The 17,594-nt window shown below is 64.7% G+C and carries 18 protein-coding genes; 7 read left to right on the top strand and 11 right to left on the bottom strand.

Annotation, left to right across the window (positions count from 1 at the left end):
• Positions 1–37: 37 nt before the first annotated feature.
• From EBMC1_RS04105 to EBMC1_RS04095, 3 genes are all read right to left on the bottom strand, one after another.
• Positions 38–5,875: an alpha-2-macroglobulin family protein gene (locus tag EBMC1_RS04105; RefSeq protein ID WP_003041067.1), complete on the bottom strand. Its 5,838-nt coding sequence runs from the start codon at positions 5,873–5,875 to the stop codon at positions 38–40.
• Between the two features lie 137 nt (positions 5,876–6,012).
• The gene (locus EBMC1_RS04100) at positions 6,013–6,390 is read right to left on the bottom strand and encodes a histidine triad nucleotide-binding protein (RefSeq protein ID WP_003041063.1); all 378 of its coding nucleotides are present in this window, start codon (positions 6,388–6,390) and stop codon (positions 6,013–6,015) included.
• A 36-nt stretch (positions 6,391–6,426) separates the two neighbouring features.
• Positions 6,427–6,771: a phosphoribosyl-ATP diphosphatase gene (locus EBMC1_RS04095; RefSeq protein WP_003041060.1), complete on the bottom strand. Its 345-nt coding sequence runs from the start codon at positions 6,769–6,771 to the stop codon at positions 6,427–6,429.
• A gap of 92 nt (positions 6,772–6,863) precedes the next feature.
• On the opposite strand from EBMC1_RS04095, the gene ung reads away from it, so the two are divergent.
• The 5 genes from ung (at position 6,864) to EBMC1_RS04070 (ending at position 9,667) form a co-directional block, all read left to right on the top strand.
• Positions 6,864–7,577: a uracil-DNA glycosylase gene (gene ung, locus EBMC1_RS04090; protein ID WP_003041057.1), complete on the top strand. Its 714-nt coding sequence runs from the start codon at positions 6,864–6,866 to the stop codon at positions 7,575–7,577.
• The gene (locus EBMC1_RS04085) at positions 7,574–8,332 is read left to right on the top strand and encodes a sulfite exporter TauE/SafE family protein (protein ID WP_003041054.1); all 759 of its coding nucleotides are present in this window, start codon (positions 7,574–7,576) and stop codon (positions 8,330–8,332) included. Before ung ends, EBMC1_RS04085 begins: the two co-directional genes overlap by 4 nt.
• Positions 8,333–8,337: 5 nt before the next feature.
• Positions 8,338–8,793, top strand: a complete 456-nt coding sequence (locus EBMC1_RS04080; protein WP_040589588.1) for a YaiI/YqxD family protein — start codon at positions 8,338–8,340, stop codon at positions 8,791–8,793.
• A 49-nt stretch (positions 8,794–8,842) separates the two neighbouring features.
• Positions 8,843–9,175, top strand: a complete 333-nt coding sequence (locus EBMC1_RS04075) for a DUF962 domain-containing protein (protein ID WP_003041049.1) — start codon at positions 8,843–8,845, stop codon at positions 9,173–9,175.
• Between the two features lie 63 nt (positions 9,176–9,238).
• A complete protein-coding gene (locus tag EBMC1_RS04070; RefSeq protein ID WP_003041046.1) occupies positions 9,239–9,667 on the top strand; it encodes an OsmC family protein in 429 nt (142 codons plus the stop codon).
• Between the two features lie 42 nt (positions 9,668–9,709).
• Here the strand turns inward: EBMC1_RS04070 and EBMC1_RS04065 are convergent, their stop codons facing one another.
• Entirely contained in the window at positions 9,710–10,168 is a 459-nt protein-coding gene (locus tag EBMC1_RS04065; protein ID WP_003041043.1) for a glycine zipper 2TM domain-containing protein, read from the bottom strand.
• A 187-nt stretch (positions 10,169–10,355) separates the two neighbouring features.
• On the opposite strand from EBMC1_RS04065, the gene EBMC1_RS04060 reads away from it, so the two are divergent.
• Positions 10,356–11,222 (top strand): TauD/TfdA dioxygenase family protein, encoded by an 867-nt coding sequence (locus EBMC1_RS04060; protein WP_003041038.1) that lies wholly within the window; start codon positions 10,356–10,358, stop codon positions 11,220–11,222.
• A gap of 31 nt (positions 11,223–11,253) precedes the next feature.
• Here the strand turns inward: EBMC1_RS04060 and arr are convergent, their stop codons facing one another.
• Together arr and EBMC1_RS04050 are read right to left on the bottom strand one after the other, a co-directional pair.
• Positions 11,254–11,694, bottom strand: a complete 441-nt coding sequence (arr, locus tag EBMC1_RS04055) for an NAD(+)--rifampin ADP-ribosyltransferase (protein WP_003041035.1) — start codon at positions 11,692–11,694, stop codon at positions 11,254–11,256.
• A 52-nt stretch (positions 11,695–11,746) separates the two neighbouring features.
• The gene (locus EBMC1_RS04050; RefSeq protein ID WP_003041033.1) at positions 11,747–12,421 is read right to left on the bottom strand and encodes a hypothetical protein; all 675 of its coding nucleotides are present in this window, start codon (positions 12,419–12,421) and stop codon (positions 11,747–11,749) included.
• A 165-nt stretch (positions 12,422–12,586) separates the two neighbouring features.
• Between EBMC1_RS04050 and EBMC1_RS04045 the strand changes: the two genes are divergently transcribed.
• Complete coding sequence (locus EBMC1_RS04045) at positions 12,587–12,826, top strand: hypothetical protein (RefSeq protein WP_040589445.1); 240 nt, start codon at positions 12,587–12,589, stop codon at positions 12,824–12,826.
• Between the two features lie 61 nt (positions 12,827–12,887).
• Here the strand turns inward: EBMC1_RS04045 and EBMC1_RS17730 are convergent, their stop codons facing one another.
• The 5 genes from EBMC1_RS17730 to thiC form a co-directional block, all read right to left on the bottom strand.
• A complete protein-coding gene (locus EBMC1_RS17730; RefSeq protein WP_003041026.1) occupies positions 12,888–13,400 on the bottom strand; it encodes a 2'-5' RNA ligase family protein in 513 nt (170 codons plus the stop codon).
• A 37-nt stretch (positions 13,401–13,437) separates the two neighbouring features.
• Complete coding sequence (locus tag EBMC1_RS17725; RefSeq protein WP_196795393.1) at positions 13,438–14,127, bottom strand: hypothetical protein; 690 nt, start codon at positions 14,125–14,127, stop codon at positions 13,438–13,440.
• Positions 14,128–14,280: 153 nt separating this feature from the next.
• Positions 14,281–14,973 carry a DarT1-associated NADAR antitoxin family protein gene (locus EBMC1_RS18040; RefSeq protein WP_081611136.1) on the bottom strand — a complete coding sequence of 231 codons (693 nt, stop codon included), beginning with the start codon at positions 14,971–14,973 and terminating at the stop codon, positions 14,281–14,283.
• Positions 14,973–15,617 carry a DarT ssDNA thymidine ADP-ribosyltransferase family protein gene (locus EBMC1_RS04030; protein ID WP_040589444.1) on the bottom strand — a complete coding sequence of 215 codons (645 nt, stop codon included), beginning with the start codon at positions 15,615–15,617 and terminating at the stop codon, positions 14,973–14,975. The genes EBMC1_RS18040 and EBMC1_RS04030 overlap by 1 nt, the downstream gene beginning before the upstream one ends.
• Before the next feature lie 89 nt (positions 15,618–15,706).
• Positions 15,707–17,593 carry a phosphomethylpyrimidine synthase ThiC gene (gene thiC / locus EBMC1_RS04025; protein ID WP_003041019.1) on the bottom strand — a complete coding sequence of 629 codons (1,887 nt, stop codon included), beginning with the start codon at positions 17,591–17,593 and terminating at the stop codon, positions 15,707–15,709.
• Position 17,594: the final 1 nt, after the last annotated feature.

Below are 17,594 nucleotides of genomic sequence, written 5' to 3'. Positions count from 1 at the left end.
TGCGCGACAGGGAGGAACATGTTGGGCCGCAGACCCATCACTGCGCCGCGGCCGCGACCGTCATCGTACCGTTCGGCCATTGGCCGCGGATTGCGGGCGAATACATCGCCTCGACGCGCGTTGGGGGCAGGGTGAAGCGGCCCGAGCCGTTGAGGCGCAGGACATATTCCACCGCATGGGTGCCGGCGGGCATCCAGCCATAATAGCCGCGCCAGCTGTCGCGGCCCCGCTCGACATAGCTCGGCTGCCAGTTCGACCCCGTCGCCTGGGCACCGAGCATCTCGGACTGTCCGCCCAGATTGCCGACGATCGTCGCGCCGGGCGGGACCGGATCGTTGACGACGACCCAGGTGCGGCCCGCACTTGCGACGATTTCGATCCGTACCTTGATCACGTCGCCGCGGGCCAGCCGGTCCTTGTTCGCCGCCTTGACGATGCTGACCGACCGCTTGATCCGGTAGCCGGCGTCGAGCGGCTCCTTGAGCGGGACGGCCGCACGCACGCTGACCGTCGCCCACGGATTGCCGGTGCCTTCCTGCTTCAGGCTCATCGTCCCGCTGACCAGCGGCAAGCTGAGCGGCGCGGCGTCGGCGGGAAGCGGCCAGCTCTGCGCCGCACTGCCGCCGCCGAGCGCGATACGGGTCACGCCGGTGATTGCGCTTGCCGGATAGAGCTCGGCGAAGCGGCGCACCGCAATGGCGCCCCAGGCATTGGCAGGCGTCGTATCCCAATGGCCGCGCCGCTGGCGCTGTGCGACACCGACCATCATCTTGCCCGCATCCTCTTCCCAGCCCTTGCGGCCGAGCACGGCTTCGAGCGCCTTGATCGCCATTTCATCGCCGCTGGTCATCATCCACCAGGGCGCCTTCGCATCGTCGACGAGGTCGAGCCGCGTGCCTTCATAGACGAGCCGCTTGCGCAGTTCGGCTTCGGCGGCGGTACGCAGCGCGGCGGCGCCGCGGACCCCCGGCGTCCGTTCGATCGCGACGAGCCAGTCGGCAAGCGTACCGGTCGCCATATCGACGGGCTTGACGTCGATCGCGGCGACGAGCTGCGCGCTCGAGGCATTGTTGCGGGCCAGCGCGGCCAGCGCGGCGATGCGGACCGGGCGCAGATCATAGGGACCGTAGCCGCGGCGCGTCAGCCGTCCTTCAACGACCGCCTGCAGCGCCTTGATCATCCGTGCCTTGGGCTCTTCGGGGATCGCAAAGCCATTCGCCGCGGTCACCGCCATGACATAGGCGGTAAGCTCGGCCGAACCGTCGAGCCGGTCGTTCGGCCAATAGCGCAGCAGCCCATCCTTATCGAGATAGGTGGGCAGGGCGCCTGCCAGCGCCTGCCAGCGGCCGAGGTCGCCGAGCGCGATCGCACGCGAGGTCGATTGTTCGAAGCAATTATAGGGATAGATCGCCATATAATCGCGCACTCCGGCGAGCGGCGGTGCGAGCGTTCCCGCCAGGGCGACATCGACATAGCCGCCGGGCAGCGCGCCCGCGGGCACGCCGATCGGCAGGCTGCTGGTCGGGCCGACGCGAACAAGGCTGGCGGCCCAGGTTTCGATCGGCACCGCGGGTTCGACCTGCTGGTCGAAGACGAGCCGGTCGCGCTGCTTGCCATTTTTCGACACCGCTTCGACCGTCCATTGCAGCGCGCCGGGCTGGGCGGGCGCGGTCATCGACCAGCTGATCGGCACCGCACCGCCCGCCGGGATCGTGACGGTGAGCGGCGGCGCGGTCGCAATTGCTGGCGACAGCGTGGCATTGGCGACCACCTCCATCGATTGATCGGTGCCGTTGCGCAGCGTGAACCGCGCATCATAGGTATCGCCGGTGCGGACAAGGTCGGGCAGGCCGGCAAAGACCCCCAGATCCTGAACGGTGCGGACGCTCGTTTCGCCGGTGCCGAAATATTGGGCGCCGTCGGTCGCGATGGCGACGAGGCGGAAGGCCGAAAGATTGTCAGAAAGCGGTACGTCGACGACGGCGCGGCCCTTGCTGTCGAGCGCGACATGGCCCTTCCACAGCAGCACGGGGCGGAAATCCTCGCGCGTCAGGCCGCTGAGGTCGCCGCCCCCGCCGCCGCCGGGCGCCAGCGCCTTGCGGCCATAGTGGCGCTTGCCGACGACCTGCATCTGCGCGGTCGAGGTGAGCACGTCGAGCGGGCGTTCGCCCATCATCGCATCGAGGAGTTCCCAGCTCTTGTTCGGTGAAAGCTGGAGCAGCGCTTCGTCGACCGCGGCAAAGGCGACGTCGGCGCCCGCCGCGGGTTTGCCGTTCGGGGTACGCACCTCGATCGCGACCTTGGCATTTTCGCGGATCGCATATTTCTCCTTGTCCGCCTTGACCTTGACGCCGAGCTGATGCCCTTCCCAGCCGACCTTGATCCGCGCGATGCCGAGGCGGTAGCTCGGCTTGGCGAGATCGACGAGCGCGGTCGGCGGCGCGCCTTCACTATTCTCGATCTTGAAGCCGACGGCGCGCTTCATCTTGCGGAACCAGCTTTCGCCGCCGGTTACGCGGCCGCGCACCGCCATCACCGAAACATAGACGTCGGGTGCATAGGTCGCGGGAAGCTTGACCTTCACCACCGGGTCGGTGCCCTTCAGCGGCACGACGAAGCTCGACAGCACGCCTTCGCGTTCGACGGTGACGAGACCAGTGGCCTCGCGGAAGGGCATGCGGACCTGGAAGACCGCCGTGTCGCCAGCGGCATAGCGCGGCTTCTCGGCGATCACGTCCATGCGGTCGCCATTGTCGCCGCCGAACCACCAATCGTCATCGCCCGCGAGCCAGACCGAGCGGACCGCGCGCGCTTCGTTGCCATCGGCATCGACCGTGGTTGCGACCACCGTCACCTCGCCCGACACGCCGGGCGCCATCGCACAGCTTGCCCGACCGAGCTTGTCGGTCGTTGCGGTGCAACTGGTGCCGAGCCGGGTCGTGCGCATCTGGTTGTCATAGGCATAGAAGCCGCCGATCAGGCGCCGCCGCGCGGTCAGTATCTCGCGATTGTAGAGCGCCACCTGGATGCGCTGCCCTGCGATCGGCTTGCCGTCGAGATCGAGCGCGATGAATTTGAGCCGCAGGTCGTTGTCGCGCATCAGCCAGCCGTCGGTCTTGAGCCCGAGGCGCACCGCCGAGGGGTAGAGCATGATGCCGCGGCGGCTGGTCAGCGTTTCGCCATTGGCATCCTCATAGTCCATCTCGACCGCCATCTGCGTCGGTTCGACGATCGGCTGATCGACGGTGATGCTGGTCTGCGCGCTGCCGTTGGCATCGAGCATGAGCGGCGTCGAGCGGGCGAGCGGCATGTCGGGTTCGGGTTCGTCCCCGCTGTCGTCGAGCTGGACGATGCCCTCCTTCACCGGCTTGCCGTCGAAATCCCAGTCGCGATAGTCTTCGGGCGGTGACCAGCGCGGGGTGAAATCGGTGCGGATCTCGATCGGCAGATTGGCCGCCGGGCCGCCCGACAAATAGCCGACGAACAGCGACAGCGGCACCTGCGTCGGCCGTACCGACGCGGCCTTGGGGCCGGTGATAGCGGCCTTCATCGTCGGCAGGCGATATTCGTCGACGCGGATCGATTCGGACGACCAGATCGTCTTTTCCTCGCCCTTCTTGTCCTTGGTGACGAAGACGAGGTCGTAATCGCCCATCGGCGCCGATGCGGGCACATTCCAGACATTTTCGCCGCTGCCGTTGGCGTCGATCGCGAAAGGCATGTCGAATTCGGTGTCCGAACCGCGATGGACGAGGCGCAGCTTGCCCGTCATCGCCGCGGGGATGGCGAAGCCCTGGCCGACCTGCCGGCGCAGAACATGCTTCATGTTCACCGTTTCGCCCGCCTTGACCAGCGAGCGGTCGAACAGGGTGTGCAACAGATCGTCGCGTTCGGACCAGCCATAGGGCAGGTCGAAATCATAGGGACGGATGCCGTCACCCCAATCGGTCAGCGTGAAGCTGTAATCGTCGCCCGATCGCGCGGACACCATCAACGCATGGCCTTCGCTGTTCGCGGGGTCGGCATCCTCTTCGCAGCTCGAATAGGTTTCGGGCTCGGGCAGGCCGGTGGGGAAGGCGAGCCGGCCGGCCTTGTCGGCGGTGCCGCGCGCGAGCAGGCGCCCGGTGCAGCTGTCGGTGATCCGGACATCGGCGCCGCCCACGGGCAAGCCGGTGTCGAGCGCGGTCACCCAGGCGAGCGAGGATTCGCGGCCCCATTTGAAATGCACTGCCATATTGGTGACGAGCGCAGCGGTTGCGACATAGCGGGTCGCCTTGCGCCCTAGCAGTGCGGCGCCGAGTTCGGGGCTGGCGATTTCGACGACGTGAAAGCCCTTTTCGGCGAGCGGGATACCGACGACCTCGAACTCCTTGCCACCACCCGGCGGGGTCAGTTGCAGGTCGCGCCGCTCGCCGGCTGCGGGCGCGCCATCGAATACCGACGTCGTGCCGGTATAATTGACGCTGATATCCTCGCCCTTCGCGTTCTTCTCATCACGAAAGTCGGTCTTGCCGGCATCCTCGACCCGCTTCAGCCAGCGCGCGACCGCGGCGTCGTCATCGCCGACGCGCAGGGTCGCGGCGGGCATCTTGAGCCCGCGCTGGACCAGCGAGGCTTCCACGCCGCGCACGGTAACCGACAGGACGCCGCCTTCGCTCGCCTCCAATATGCCGAAATCGGCCGCGAACTTGACCAGCGGCGGGGCGCGGTCGATGTGGAATTTCAGAGGAAAGTTCGACTGATTCTGCAGCGCACGGCCGCTCTGATCGCGAATGTCGGCGGGCAGCACGATCGTCGCGTCGACATTCTGTGGCAGCGGCCCCGCAAAGCGCACCTGCGTCAGCCAGGCATCGTTCTTGTCGTCGTCGCTCGCTTTGGGCGTCAGCTGTTTGCAGTCAGAGGTCTTCAGCGTCGCGGCGAGCGCGGCCGCGCGTGCGACCGGGGCGGCGAAGCTCAGCACGACATCCTTGATCGGGTTGCAGCCGGCTTGCGGATTGACGCGGCTGCATGCCATCTTGGCGGTGAAGGCGGGGCGCACATCATAGTCGAAGCGCTGATCGCGGCCGGCGGTTCGGCTCGGCGCACCAAGCTGCGTGATGCGGGCGTCCCAGACGAGCGCCATTTCGCGGCCGGGCGGCAGCGGACGGCGGCATTTGACCGGGACGATCCGGTCGAGCATCGCTTCGCGATCGGCGCCTGCTGCGGGCAGCCGCAGCGGCAGGCCGGCATCGTAGCTGAACTGCTGTCGCCGCCAGTCGCCGTCGCCGACGCCGGTCAGGATTTCGGTGGTCGTTTCGCGCGGCAACACGTCGAGCGGAATCTTCTCTCCGATGCCATCGACGGCGCAATAGCCATAGCGGCCCACCGAGGCGCGATCGGCCGCGACGTTGGTGGCGACGAGGAATATCTGGTCTTCCTCGATCCCGTCATAGCGGTCGCCCGACAGGACGGCGCGCGCCGACGGACCGCCGGTGTCGATCTCGAACCGGTCGTTGCCGACGACGCTGACGCCGCGCGCGGTGCGCAGGTCGGACCGCAGTTCGACATGGCAGCTAACGCCGCCGGGAAGCGATTTGGCAAATTCCAGAACCCAGGTGCGCGTATCGACCCAGCGTCCGGTCGACGGCACTTTGCAGTCGTTCGTCGCGGGTGCCTTGGCGCGCGGATCGCCCAGCGGGACCATATCTTCGGAAAAGCGCAGGGTGAAGCGGCTGATCGTGCCGTCGCCGTTTCCGGCGCTGCCCGGCGTAGCGAGCGTGACCTGCGGGACGGTGTCGCCGCCAGCGGCCGCAAGCGCGACCGCGACGGGCACGATGAGCGCGAATCGCATCTTGCCGGCCAGCCGGTTCGCCGGCCCACGCCATCCCGTCATCATCGAGTCGTCTCCCCGTCTGGACCCGTCATTATCCTGCTGGAAACAGGTGCAACTGTCCAGCATGCCCCGCGTACCGGTCCCGCCTAGCCGGAGGGCGGCGCGCCGCTGTGACATGGGTCACAGCAGCATGGGAAAACTCAGCGCGCGAGCATCGGGCCGAGCCACTGGCCGCCGAAAATATGGACGTGGAGATGCGGCACTTCCTGCCCGCCATGGCCGCCGATGTTGGCGAGCAGGCGGTAGCCGGGTTCGACGAGCTGCTGGTCGCGCGCAACTTTGCCGACGGCGCGGATGAAGCCCGCGATTTCGGTGTCGCTGGCGCGCGCCGAGAAATCGTCCCAACTGACATAGGCGCCCTTGGGGATCACGAGGATGTGGAGCGGCGCCTGCGGATTGATGTCGTGAAAGGCGAAGGCGAATTCGTCTTCATAGACGGGTTTCGACGGCAGGTCGCCGCGCAGGATGCGCGCGAAGATATTATTCTCGTCATAGGGCAGGGTGGCGTCGATGGGCATGGGGACTCCTGGGCTCGTACCGTTTGGGGCTTACAGCTATGGCGCGCGCGCGGCCTTTTCGGCGTGGCCCGAAATGCCGTGGCGGCGGGCGAGTTCGGCGGCAACCGCATCCCAGCCGATGCCGCGCTCGGCCAGCAGGACGGTCAGGTGAAAGACGAGGTCGGCGGCCTCGCCGGTCAGCGCCGCATCATCTTCGGTCAGTGCCGCGATCACCGTTTCGGTCGCTTCTTCGCCAAGCTTCTGCGCAATCTTTCCGCGCCCCTTGGCGGCGAGGCTGGCGACGTAGGAGGTTCCGGCGTCGCCCGCGGCGAGGCGGGAGCGCACCACGGCCTCGAGCAATGTCAAGGCATCGCCGATCGCGCCATCCTGTTCCTGCGTCATTCGCCCACTCCTCCGGCGCCTTGCCCGTTGCAGACCGCCTAGCGACGGAATGGGCGCTGGACAAGGCGGCGCGGCTCTGGTCAAGCGCCCGCATGGCCGATGTCAAATTGCATCCCGACTGGCTCGCGCGCATCGGCGGCGAGTTCGACCAGCCCTATATGGCGCAGCTCAGGGCCTTTCTGGGCGAACAGCGGGCGAAGGGGAAGACAATCTTTCCCCGCCCCCGCGACTGGTTCGCCGCGCTTGATGCGACGCCGCCGCAGGACGTCCGCGTCGTCATCCTTGGGCAGGATCCCTATCATGGGCCGGGACAGGCGCACGGGCTGTGCTTTTCGGTCCAGCCGGGCGTTCGCACGCCGCCCAGCCTCGTCAACATCTACAAGGAAATGGCGAGCGACCTCGGCATCCCGCCGGCGCGGCACGGATATCTGAAGCATTGGGCCGAACAAGGCGTGTTGCTGCTCAACAATGTGCTGACGGTCGAAAGCGGGCAGGCGGCATCGCATCAGGGCAAGGGGTGGGAGAAGTTCACCGACGCCGCAGTCGCTGCGGTCGCTGCCGACCCCGCGCCCAAGGTCTTCATCCTGTGGGGCAGCCATGCGCAGCGCAAGGCGGCGAACGTGCCGGGACTGGGCGCCGACGGCCCGCACCTGATCCTGCGCGCGCCGCACCCGTCGCCCTTGTCGGCGCATAACGGCTTTTTCGGGTCGCGGCCGTTCAGCCAGGCGAATGCCTTTCTGGAGGCGCACGGGCGCGGGGCGATCGACTGGCGGCTGCCCGACCCGGTCGACCCGTCGGCCGCATGAGCATCCTCGCCGATCCGCTGACGCTCGCGGTGCTGATCGTCGCGGTCATCCTGCTCGGCATGGCGAAGGGCGGGCTGGCCGGGGTCGGCGCGCTCGCGACGCCGCTGGCGGCACTGGTGCTGCCGCCGGCCACCGCGGCGGCTTTGTTGCTGCCGATCCTGATCGTGCAGGACGTCATCAGCGTGTGGTCGTTTCGCAAGACGTGGGACGGCTGGGTCATCGGCTGGATGCTCCCCGGTGCGGCGGCGGGCGTTGCGGCCGGATATTATTATGCCGACCGCGTCGATGAGGCGCAGTTGATGGCGGCGCTCGGTGCGATCACGCTCGCCTTCGGTCTCTATCGCCTGTGGGTGGAGCGCGGCGGACGCATCGTCGCGGCGTCGCGCTCGCCGGGCTGGGTGGGGACGCTGTTCGGCGGGCTGATGGGGTTCACCAGCCAGATCGCACATGCCGGAGGTCCGCCGTTCCAGATGTGGGTGACGCCGCGCAAGCTGCCGCACCTCAGCTTCATCGGGACCAGCGCCATCCTGTTCGCGATCGTCAACTGGATGAAGGTTCCCGCCTATCTGGCGCTCGGCGCCTTCCCGCACGAGGTGATCGTTGCGGCCCTGCTCCTGATGCCGCTGGCGATCGTCGCGACGCTGCTGACGGTGCGCTGGCTGAAGCGGATCGACGGCGCGCGCTTCTATGTGATCATCTACGGGTTGATGGTCTTGCTGGGCGCGAAGCTGTTGTGGGACGGGATTGCCGGATGAGCGGGATGCCGACGATCCTGGTCGACGCCGACGCCTGCCCGGTGAAGGACGAAATCTACCGCGTCGCCTGGCGCCACGAGGTCCCGGTGAAGGTCGTCAGCAACAGCCGTCTGCGTGTCCCCGACCACCCGCTGATCGAGCGGATAACCGTGTCCGACGGTTTCGATGCTGCCGACGACTGGATCGCGGCGGCGGCCGATGCGCGCAGCATCGTCGTCACGGCCGATATCTTGCTCGCCGACCGCGCACTCAAGGCGGGGGCGACCGTGTTGGCGCCGAATGGCAAGCCCTTCACTACAGCCTCGATCGGACCGGCCATCGCGACACGCGCGATCATGGCCGACCTCCGCGCCGGCATGGGCGCGGGGATCGGCGGGCCGCCGCCCTTTTCAAAGGCCGACCGGTCGCAATTTCTGCAGGCGCTCGACGCTGCACTCGTCCGGTTGAGCCGCACGGGGTAGAGGCGATGCCGGGCTTGACCCGCGCCGCGACCGTGCGCATCCTGCTGCGATGGCGCACACCTACCGCAGTTTTGCCGAATTCTGGCCCTTCTACCTGCGCGAGCATAGCAAGCCGCACACGCGGGCGCTCCACTATGTGGGTACGTCGCTCGTCGTGCTGCTGGCGGTAGCCGCGCTTGCGACCGGGCGCTGGTGGCTGTGCGCCGCGCTTCCCGTTGCGGGTTATGCCTTTGCCTGGGCGGCGCATTTCGGGGTCGAGAAGAATCGACCGGCAACCTTTACCTACCCCTTGTGGAGCCTCGCCGCCGATTTTCGCATGTGGGCGCTGTGGCTGACCGGCCGACTGGGCAGCGAACTCGACAAGGCCGGTGTTGCCCGCTGATCCGGAACCATCGCGGCGCTGCGGGCTTCCTGCAAAGAGAGAGCCATCAGAAGGAGCAAAGCGATGACGGTCAACAGCGGTTCGGCGCGGTACGAAGGGTTCGGCAAGGACGGCAAGGGGCATATCTGGACGGCGCGCGGCGCGCTTGATGCACAGCCCTATGGCTTTGCATCGCGTTTCGAGGACGGACCCGGCACCAATCCCGAAGAGCTGATCGCGGCGGCGCATGCGTCCTGCTTTACCATGGCGCTGTCCTTCGCACTGGCACGGGCAGGGTTCAGCGATGGACAGATCGATACCAAGGCCGATGTGACGCTCGACAAGGATGGTGACGGCTTCACGGTGACCAAATCGGCACTGACGCTGACGGCGCGGGTGCCGGGGATCGAGGCGGACCGTTTTGCGGCTATCGCCGCCGATGCCAAGGCCAATTGCCCGATCTCTAAAGTTTTGAACTGCGAGATCACGCTCGAACACACGCTCGAGAATTGAGGCGGTGCGCCGGGCCGGCACAGGCCGGCCCGGCGGAGACGCTTAGCGGCAGCGCACGTCGTCCTTCTTGCTGCCGCGGTCGATCGCATTGCCCGCGACCGCGCCGCCGATGGCACCGATCACCGTGCCCAACGTCTTCGAATCGCCCGGCGCGATGACGTTGCCGAGGACACCGCCCGCGATGCCGCCGACGATCAGCCCGGTGGTGCCGTCGGAGCGGCGGCAATAATATTTGCCGTCGCGGCCGCGATAGATGCGATCGCCGTCGGACATGCGGCGTTCGCGGTAGCGGCGGTCGTTGCGGTAATAATTGTCGGCGTAGTAGCCGCCGTAGCGCGGATCGGGATTGTTCCAGTCGTAGCGGCCGTAGCGGTCGTGATAGCTGTTGTCGTAATAGCCGTAGCCGCCGTCGTCATAGCCATAGCTGCCGGTCGAGGCGCAGCCCGCAAGCGCGGTCGCCGCGGCGATGGGGGCGAGGGTGAGCATCGTTGCTTTTTTCATATCGTCTCTCCTGACCTGTCGGGGGGAAAGGCCGGGGGAGCGGCCGGGTGGAGTGCAGGTCTTCCGCCCTACAAGACCCGCGAACGCCGCCTGTGGTTCCGTCGCGGGCCGGAGCGCCTGCCTTGACTCGGCGGCGGCGAAGGCGCCTATTCGCCGCCGAAAACAGGAACGGTTGGAGAGAGATGCCATGAACGTCGCCGCGTCGCCGCGCAGTTTTGCCCGCCTGAAAGTCATGCCGATGACCCCGTCGATCGGGGCCGAGATCGGCGGGATCGACCTGTCGGCCGAGCAGGATGACGAGACGATCGCCGAAATCCGCGCCGCGCTGCTGGCGCACAAGGTGATCTTCTTTCGCGACCAGTTCATCACCGTCCGGCAGCATATCGCCTTTGCCCGCCGCTTCGGGACGCTGGAAATCCACCCTGCGACGCCGAAGGACCAGCCCGATCCCGAAGTGCTGCACATCGCCCACGGCCCCGATTCGAAGGGGCAGGAGAATGCGTGGCATTCGGACGTCACCTGGCGCGCCGAACCGTCGCTGGGGTCGATCCTGCGCGCGGTCGAGGTTCCCCCGGTCGGCGGCGACACGCTGTTCGCCGACATGGGCGCCGCCTTTCGCGGCCTGTCGCCGGCGATGCAGGAATGGTGCCGCGGCCTGACCGCGGTCCACGACATCGCGCGCGTCTTTGCCCGCCGGCTGGGCAAGCGACCGGAGGAACTGCACGACCAATATCCGCCGCAGCGCCACCCGGTCGTGCGCACCCACCCCGAAACCGGCGAGCAGGCGCTCTATGTCAACACCGCCTTCACCAGCCATATCGAGGGGCTGAGCGAGAAGGAGAGCGATTGGCTGCTGGCGCATCTCTATGCGCAGGCGGCCATCCCCGAATATCAGTGCCGCTTTCGCTGGGAGGCGGGATCGATCGCCTTTTGGGACAATCGCGCCGGCCAGCATTATGCGGCGTCCGACTATTTCCCCGCGGTGCGCCGGATGGAGCGGGTGACGATCGCCGGCGACCGGCCCTTCTACAAGGACGAGCGCCAGGGCAGCTGATCCCGGCGGCGCCGCGGCCCCGCCCGCCAGGTCAGTCGATGATCACATCCTTCCCCTCGGCCTTCAGCCGGGCGAGGCCGTCCTTCATCGCGGCGAGCACTTCGGGCGGGTGCGGGGTCCAGCTATCGACTTCGCCGACGATGCGCAGCGGCGCGCGGCTGCGGTAGCTGCGCGTCGGGTTGCCGGGAAATTTCTTGTCGGTGAGATTGGGATCGTCGAACCAGTCGCCGGTCGGCGCGACGATATAGATGCGCTCGCGCCCGTCACCCGCGGCAAGCTCGCACCCCCAGATCGCCGATTCGAGCGCGGCGGAGAAATAGATCCACGAGAGCGGTTTGTCGGTGTCGTAATTGCTGGTCCAACCCGCGGCGAGCAGGTCGCCGACGGCCAGGTCGGCGCGGGTGCCGTGATAGAAGGTGGCACCGGCATCGGGGCCTGTGGGTTCGGGGCCGGTGGGAGCGGTGTCAGTCATCTGTCTCGCTTTGCCTTAACTTGTCAAACTTGTCACCTCTGGGCCCATGAAATCAGTCACTTGGTTCCGCGCCGTCGCCGTCGCCATCGACATCGCCATCGCCATCGCCATCGCCATCGTCGGCAGCGGGGCCGGGCAGGCGCAGCGGCGGGGCGGGCGGCGGGCCGTCGGTGGGCGCGCCGATCCGCGCGAGCGCATCGGTCAGCCGGGCTTCGGCGGGATCGCCATCGGCGGGCGCGGCGCCGCGGCCCGCGTCGCCCGAACCGGCGGCGGCAAAACGACGGGGGTCGTGCGCGCGCATCAGGAACATCGCGAGCCGTTCGGGATATTCGCGCCGCTCGCCCACCTGTTCGCCCTGGTAGAATATGGGGACGGGCACGCCGTGGACCGCGCGCGCCAGCGCGGCGTCGACCAGCCGCCGCATCCCGCAATCGATCGCGGCATCCCACGCATGGCGGAACGCATGGGCATCGGGGCGGCGGCGGAGGTTATAGGCCGACGTCGCCGATAGCCCGACGCTCGCCGCCGCTTCGGTCACGCAGGCCGTTGCGGCGAGCGACTCGATAAACTTGCGCTGGCGGTCGGGGGTCCAGCCGCTGCTGCGCCGGCGCTGAAGCTGCGCGGGGGTGAAGGCGGACAACGCGGCGATCAGGCTTTGCGGCGCCGGGCCTTGCAAGGCCGGATCACGCGGCGGCGCGGGGCGAGCATGGGGTTTGGATTGGGTCATCGAACAGGATGAACCATGGCGGGGCAATGTAGGAAAGGGGTTTTTGCGGGGGCCGCGGACTGGCGGCTTTTTCGGCCATTGCACGACATTTTGCCGCCGCTCTGGTAAAAGCCCCTATCGCGCCGGCGGCACCGGCCGCGCGAAGAGGGTGGGGGGAGAGGCGGGATGATGGAGAGTTTCGGGGCACTGGTCGGCTGGGACCATCATGACGCGGGCGACCGCATCATGCTCCGGCTGGAAAGCGTGCAATCTTCGGAAGCGGCAAAGGCGCACGATCCCGACCTGTTCCGGATATTGATGACCAAACAGCAAGCGGCGATCCTGGGCCAATATCTGCTGCGCATTTCCGGCCAGTCGCCGGTCGTTCCCCGAAAGCGGGGCTGGTTTCGTCGCTACTTCGGGTGACGGCGTGTCCGCCATCGCTGCGCGGCAGGGCGGATTTTCGAAAGGGGATGGACGCAATCGCTCAGCCCGCGTCCCCACGCAGCCGCCAGCGGCCATGTTCGACATGGGTGGTCTTGCCGACGATGCTTTCGGTCAGCATGATCTCGTCCACCGTCCAGCGGATCGGCGGGATTTTCTGGGCATTCAGCCGGTCGCCGCGATAGTTGATCGTGATATGCGGTTCGGGGGTGGTGCCGTCCATGATCGGCGCCTTTTCGCGCAGCAGATGATTGACCAGCGCCTTCTGGAACGCCCGCGCCTCGGCCAGCGGATCGCGCGTGCGCAGCGTCACCGCCTTGCGGTTTTCGATCCGGTCGAAGCGGAGCGGAAAGGGCGCCGCGGCGAAGCTGTCGAGCGCAGCGATGGTCGCGGGAAGCCACTCGGGCGGCACATGGTGCAGGTCGTAGAGCGAGACGAGCGTGACATGGAGGAGGTCCGGGCCGCGCGAAGGATCGTTGCGCGGCAGCGCGGCGATCTGCGCCTGAACCTCCGGCGGCGGCTTGGCCATGATATAGAGGGGGTTTCGGGCGCGCATGATGTGTGGCTAGGCCGAATGGCATAGCTTTACGCCGCTACCAGCCTCTAGAAAGGAGGCGACGCTGCGTTCTCCATTCGCGCATCACAGCGTAATATTTTTCGATAAGAGCCGACGCCCCTCCCGGCGGAAGGTCTGCCTCCTTGTCAAAGAAAACCGTTCCTCGGAGGACATCAATGATAACGATATTATCTGGATTTGTTTTCTCAAACCCGTCTTGCATTGCCGCGATTGCCATGCCCGCATGTCGGACGCCCAGTGCTTCGTCTTTTGAGAAGTACGGGTAGATTATGTGAAGCCGCTTGTCCTCGGTCCGAATGGTCAGTGTGTTTTTGATAATCACTGAGTCGGCTTCTGATGATCCCTCGATTTCCGCCGTTATGCCTCTGATAACGCTGATCTTGCCCCGGATTTCCAATTTTTCCCGGATTGCATCCCAACCCCTTACAAATCCCTGCAACAGAATGGGGTAGAGCCTCCGCTTTGATTTGTTCTTCAAAATCCTTTCGTGGGTAGAGCCAAAAAGGTCAAAGTCATCGTTGGCGGCTTTCGCTTTGGCATCTGCCCAGAATTCCGAATAGAAATCTCCTCCCCCTTCATCCTTATCGCGAGGCAGTTCTTTGAGAAGAGACTTGCGGGCGTCTTGCTTTATTTTTCGCAACCTCCGCTCCAGCGGAAACTGGAAGAGTTCAATGCATCGCATAAGGGAAATTCTATCCATCGGCATGGGAACCTCCAGCTATGCCAATTAGCACACTCCCCATGAGAGTGCCAAGAGTTTCTGATTTGTTCCAATGGCCTTCCATGTTTGTCATTATATCTCATAATGATAGAGCGTTACGAGAGTCGAGCTAGTTTGCGCCCGCGCGGACATCATGATCTATATCAAATATCGAATCGGACCCGGATTATGAGGATCGGAAACGCGGCCAGCGTACAGGCTTAGGAAATTTTCTCTGCTGGCAATGGCGTCCTCTAATCTATCCGTGTGGTAAAGAGCACAAAACAATGCCGCAGACCTAGCTTGACAATTTATAGATCTCTCCGGATTGAATTCTATGTCCGAAAACCCGTCTCGTTTTACCAGATCTACGATAAGATTTCTATTTTTGAGAAGCGCATTTATATATAGCCAATCGTAAAATGCCGTTTTTGGTTCCAGCCCCCAGTCCTCTCCAAAAAAAGAGAACTTTATCAAATTTCCACTATTCTTTAAGCGTTCGTCGCGCTTCGCCTCGATAGGGCTTTTTTCAAAAATGTCCGTATACGGCCCACCGTTTGAAAAAACTTTGCTGCCTTGAAATGCGGCCTCAACAGTAAGTGTTCTGCCCTTTTTAGTAGAGAATTTCAGATTAAATGATGAAAGGGCAACGCCAAGTGAGTCTTCCGATTTTGAAGATATCTCCAATGGATTCTGCACATCGTACTCGCGCCTAGCCATCTCATGGAGGGCACGAATACTCTTCTGTTTTTGCGATTTTGCGAATCCAGCATGCCATTCGAAGTCGACGTACCGCTCAAGTACAAAACGCTTTCCATCGTGTAGTGGTACAAAGATAGGCCGTTTTGCCATCAGCCGCCGCCGAACTTTCGGTAATATGTTCGATTGGCAAACAAGCCCTTTTGCCCTCCATGCACGATCAATTTCCTTCGACCAAAATGTGCCTCGCTTGCTTCCTTTGCCGCGGTTGTGTTGAATAGCGCGCCTAGAATGAACTCTGGTTCGATGGCTTCCATGACCAACACCTCGCCTTGGACATCGGTGGGATCGAACGCCTTTAGAGCCTGGTCTTTGCGGCTTTCATGTCCATCAATCGCTTCAAACATGCCCTCAAATGACGCTGGATTACGCAGCACCTCCGAGGCGACCCGGCTTACGCGAACATCCGCAGCATTGTGACGACAGAAGAGAACATCTTTCGACCACAGTATGCTTGGCGAGAGGGCAAGTATTACCCAGTCGACGTCTGGATTCTCTTTTCTTAGGCGGTAGAACATCGAACCGTTTGGAAACGCTACGGAAAGCGAAGTTCCATTCAGTCGCCCATCCAGTCGTTCGGTATCGTTTATTGCTGGATTTAGTCCTTTTTTCTTCGCTTCACTAATCGGCAGCAAGCCGTGTGTCATAATTGACGGGATATTTTCAGCTCTGGTGAAATGGACCAGAAAAGGTATTTTTCTTTCGAGAGCAATGCTCTGGATCTTTTCCCGACTCACGGCCACTATCTCCCTGTGCCTTGTCTAAGGGCATTTTGAAGATCAATTGCCAAAAATGCTACTGCCAGAATGTCGGGACGTTCTTCCCGTCAATCATGCTCCCGACCACCAGCGCCCATATACAGCTCGCGCCCGGTTTCCTCATAAACCTCGCTCATTTTCGCCATGCCCTTTTCGGCCTCTTCGGCGGCGATGAAGGCGGCGCTGTCCTGATTTTGCAGCTTCGCGAAGTCGCGGACTTCTTGGCTGATCTTCATCGAACAGAATTTCGGCCCGCACATGCTGCAGAAATGCGCCGACTTGGCGCCCTCGGCCGGGAGCGTCTGGTCGTGATATTGCTCGGCCGTGTCGGGGTCGAGCGACAGGTTGAACTGGTCGCGCCAGCGGAATTCGAAGCGCGCTTTCGATAGCGCGTCGTCGCGGACCTTGGCGGCGGGGTGGCCCTTGGCCAGGTCGGCGGCGTGGGCGGCGAGCTTGTAGGTGACGACGCCGACCTTCACATCGTCGCGGTCGGGGAGGCCGAGATGCTCCTTGGGGGTGACGTAACAGAGCATCGCGGTGCCGTACCAGCCGATCATCGCGGCGCCGATGCCGCTGGTGATATGGTCGTAACCCGGCGCGATGTCGGTGGTGAGCGGCCCCAATGTGTAGAAGGGCGCCTCGCCGCACGCTTCGAGCTGCTTGTCCATATTCTCCTTGATCTTGTGCATGGGCACGTGCCCCGGCCCCTCGATCATCACCTGCACATCCTGATCCCAGGCGCGCTTGGTGAGCTCGCCCAGCGTGTAGAGCTCGGCGAACTGCGCCTCGTCATTGGCGTCGGCGATGCTGCCGGGGCGGAGGCCGTCGCCCAAGGAATAGGCGATGTCATAGGCCTTCATGATCTCGGTAATCTCGTCGAAGCGTTCGTAGAGGAAGCTCTCGCGGTGATGCGCGAGGCACCATTTCGCCATGATGCTGCCGCCGCGGCTGACGATGCCGGTGACGCGCTTCGCGGCGAGCGGGACGTAGGGCAGGCGGACGCCGGCGTGGATGGTGAAGTAGTCGACGCCCTGCTCGGCCTGTTCGATCAGCGTGTCGCGGAAGATTTCCCACGTCAGCTCCTCGGCGATGCCGCCGACCTTTTCGAGCGCCTGATAGATGGGGACGGTGCCGATCGGGACGGGGGAGTTGCGGATGATCCATTCGCGCGTGTCGTGGATGTTGCGCCCGGTCGACAGGTCCATGACGGTGTCGGCGCCCCAGCGGATCGACCAGACCATCTTGTCGACCTCGCTCGCGACGTCGGATGCGACCGCGCTGTTGCCGATATTGGCGTTGATCTTGACCAGGAAATTGCGGCCGATCGCCATCGGCTCGCTTTCGGGGTGGTTGATGTTGTTGGGGATGATCGCGCGGCCGCGCGCAACCTCGTCGCGGACGAATTCGGGGGTGACATAATCGGGGATGCTGGCGCCCCAGTCCTGCCCGTCGCGGATATATTCGCTCAGGCGTTCGCGGCCGAGATTTTCGCGGGTGGCGACATATTCCATCTCGGGCGTGATGATGCCGCGGCGAGCATAGTGCATCTGGCTGACGTTCGCGCCGGGCTTCGCGCGTAGGACGGTCTTGCGGACGTTGGGGAAGGCGGGGACGCCGCCCGACCGGTCGGGACCGAGCTGGCCGTTATCTTCGGGCCGCACCTCGCGCTGGGTCACTTCCTCGACATCGCCGCGGGCGCGGATCCACGCCGCGCGCAGCTCGGGGAGGCCCTGCGCGATGTCGATGTTCGCATTGGGATCGGTGTAGGGGCCCGACGTGTCATAGACGCGGACGCTGGGCTCGCCCGAATGGGGGTCGAGATCGATCTCGCGCATCGCGACGCGGATGCCGCTGCCCGTCGGGCTGGCGATGTGCACCTTGCGGCTGCCGCGAATAGGTCCGGTGGTGACGCCGATGCGGTCGGCGGCTTCAATGCGGGAATCGATGTCGGCCATG

Source organism: Sphingopyxis sp. MC1 (assembly GCF_000371385.1).
In the GTDB taxonomy this organism is placed as follows: domain Bacteria; phylum Pseudomonadota; class Alphaproteobacteria; order Sphingomonadales; family Sphingomonadaceae; genus Sphingopyxis; species Sphingopyxis terrae.
This window is presented reverse-complemented; position numbering and strand designations above follow the sequence as displayed.

Bases quoted from the DNA above. Each gene is read 5' to 3' on its own strand.
- EBMC1_RS04060 (WP_003041038.1), top strand. From the start codon at position 10,356: ATGAACGTCGCCGCGTCGCCGCGCAGTTTTGCCCGCCTGAAAGTCATG.
- EBMC1_RS04100 (WP_003041063.1), bottom strand. From the start codon at position 6,390: ATGCCCATCGACGCCACCCTGCCCTATGACGAGAATAATATCTTCGCG.
- EBMC1_RS04070 (WP_003041046.1), top strand. From the start codon at position 9,239: ATGACGGTCAACAGCGGTTCGGCGCGGTACGAAGGGTTCGGCAAGGAC.
- EBMC1_RS17725 (WP_196795393.1), bottom strand. From the start codon at position 14,127: ATGCCGATGGATAGAATTTCCCTTATGCGATGCATTGAACTCTTCCAG.
- EBMC1_RS04045 (WP_040589445.1), top strand. From the start codon at position 12,587: ATGATGGAGAGTTTCGGGGCACTGGTCGGCTGGGACCATCATGACGCG.
- EBMC1_RS04105 (WP_003041067.1), bottom strand. From the start codon at position 5,875: ATGATGACGGGATGGCGTGGGCCGGCGAACCGGCTGGCCGGCAAGATG.
- EBMC1_RS04085 (WP_003041054.1), top strand. From the start codon at position 7,574: ATGAGCATCCTCGCCGATCCGCTGACGCTCGCGGTGCTGATCGTCGCG.
- thiC (WP_003041019.1), bottom strand. From the start codon at position 17,593: ATGGCCGACATCGATTCCCGCATTGAAGCCGCCGACCGCATCGGCGTC.
- EBMC1_RS18040 (WP_081611136.1), bottom strand. From the start codon at position 14,973: ATGGCAAAACGGCCTATCTTTGTACCACTACACGATGGAAAGCGTTTT.
- EBMC1_RS04065 (WP_003041043.1), bottom strand. From the start codon at position 10,168: ATGAAAAAAGCAACGATGCTCACCCTCGCCCCCATCGCCGCGGCGACC.
- EBMC1_RS04080 (WP_040589588.1), top strand. From the start codon at position 8,338: ATGCCGACGATCCTGGTCGACGCCGACGCCTGCCCGGTGAAGGACGAA.
- EBMC1_RS04075 (WP_003041049.1), top strand. From the start codon at position 8,843: ATGGCGCACACCTACCGCAGTTTTGCCGAATTCTGGCCCTTCTACCTG.
- EBMC1_RS17730 (WP_003041026.1), bottom strand. From the start codon at position 13,400: ATGCGCGCCCGAAACCCCCTCTATATCATGGCCAAGCCGCCGCCGGAG.
- arr (WP_003041035.1), bottom strand. From the start codon at position 11,694: ATGACTGACACCGCTCCCACCGGCCCCGAACCCACAGGCCCCGATGCC.
- EBMC1_RS04050 (WP_003041033.1), bottom strand. From the start codon at position 12,421: ATGACCCAATCCAAACCCCATGCTCGCCCCGCGCCGCCGCGTGATCCG.
- EBMC1_RS04095 (WP_003041060.1), bottom strand. From the start codon at position 6,771: ATGACGCAGGAACAGGATGGCGCGATCGGCGATGCCTTGACATTGCTC.
- ung (WP_003041057.1), top strand. From the start codon at position 6,864: ATGGCCGATGTCAAATTGCATCCCGACTGGCTCGCGCGCATCGGCGGC.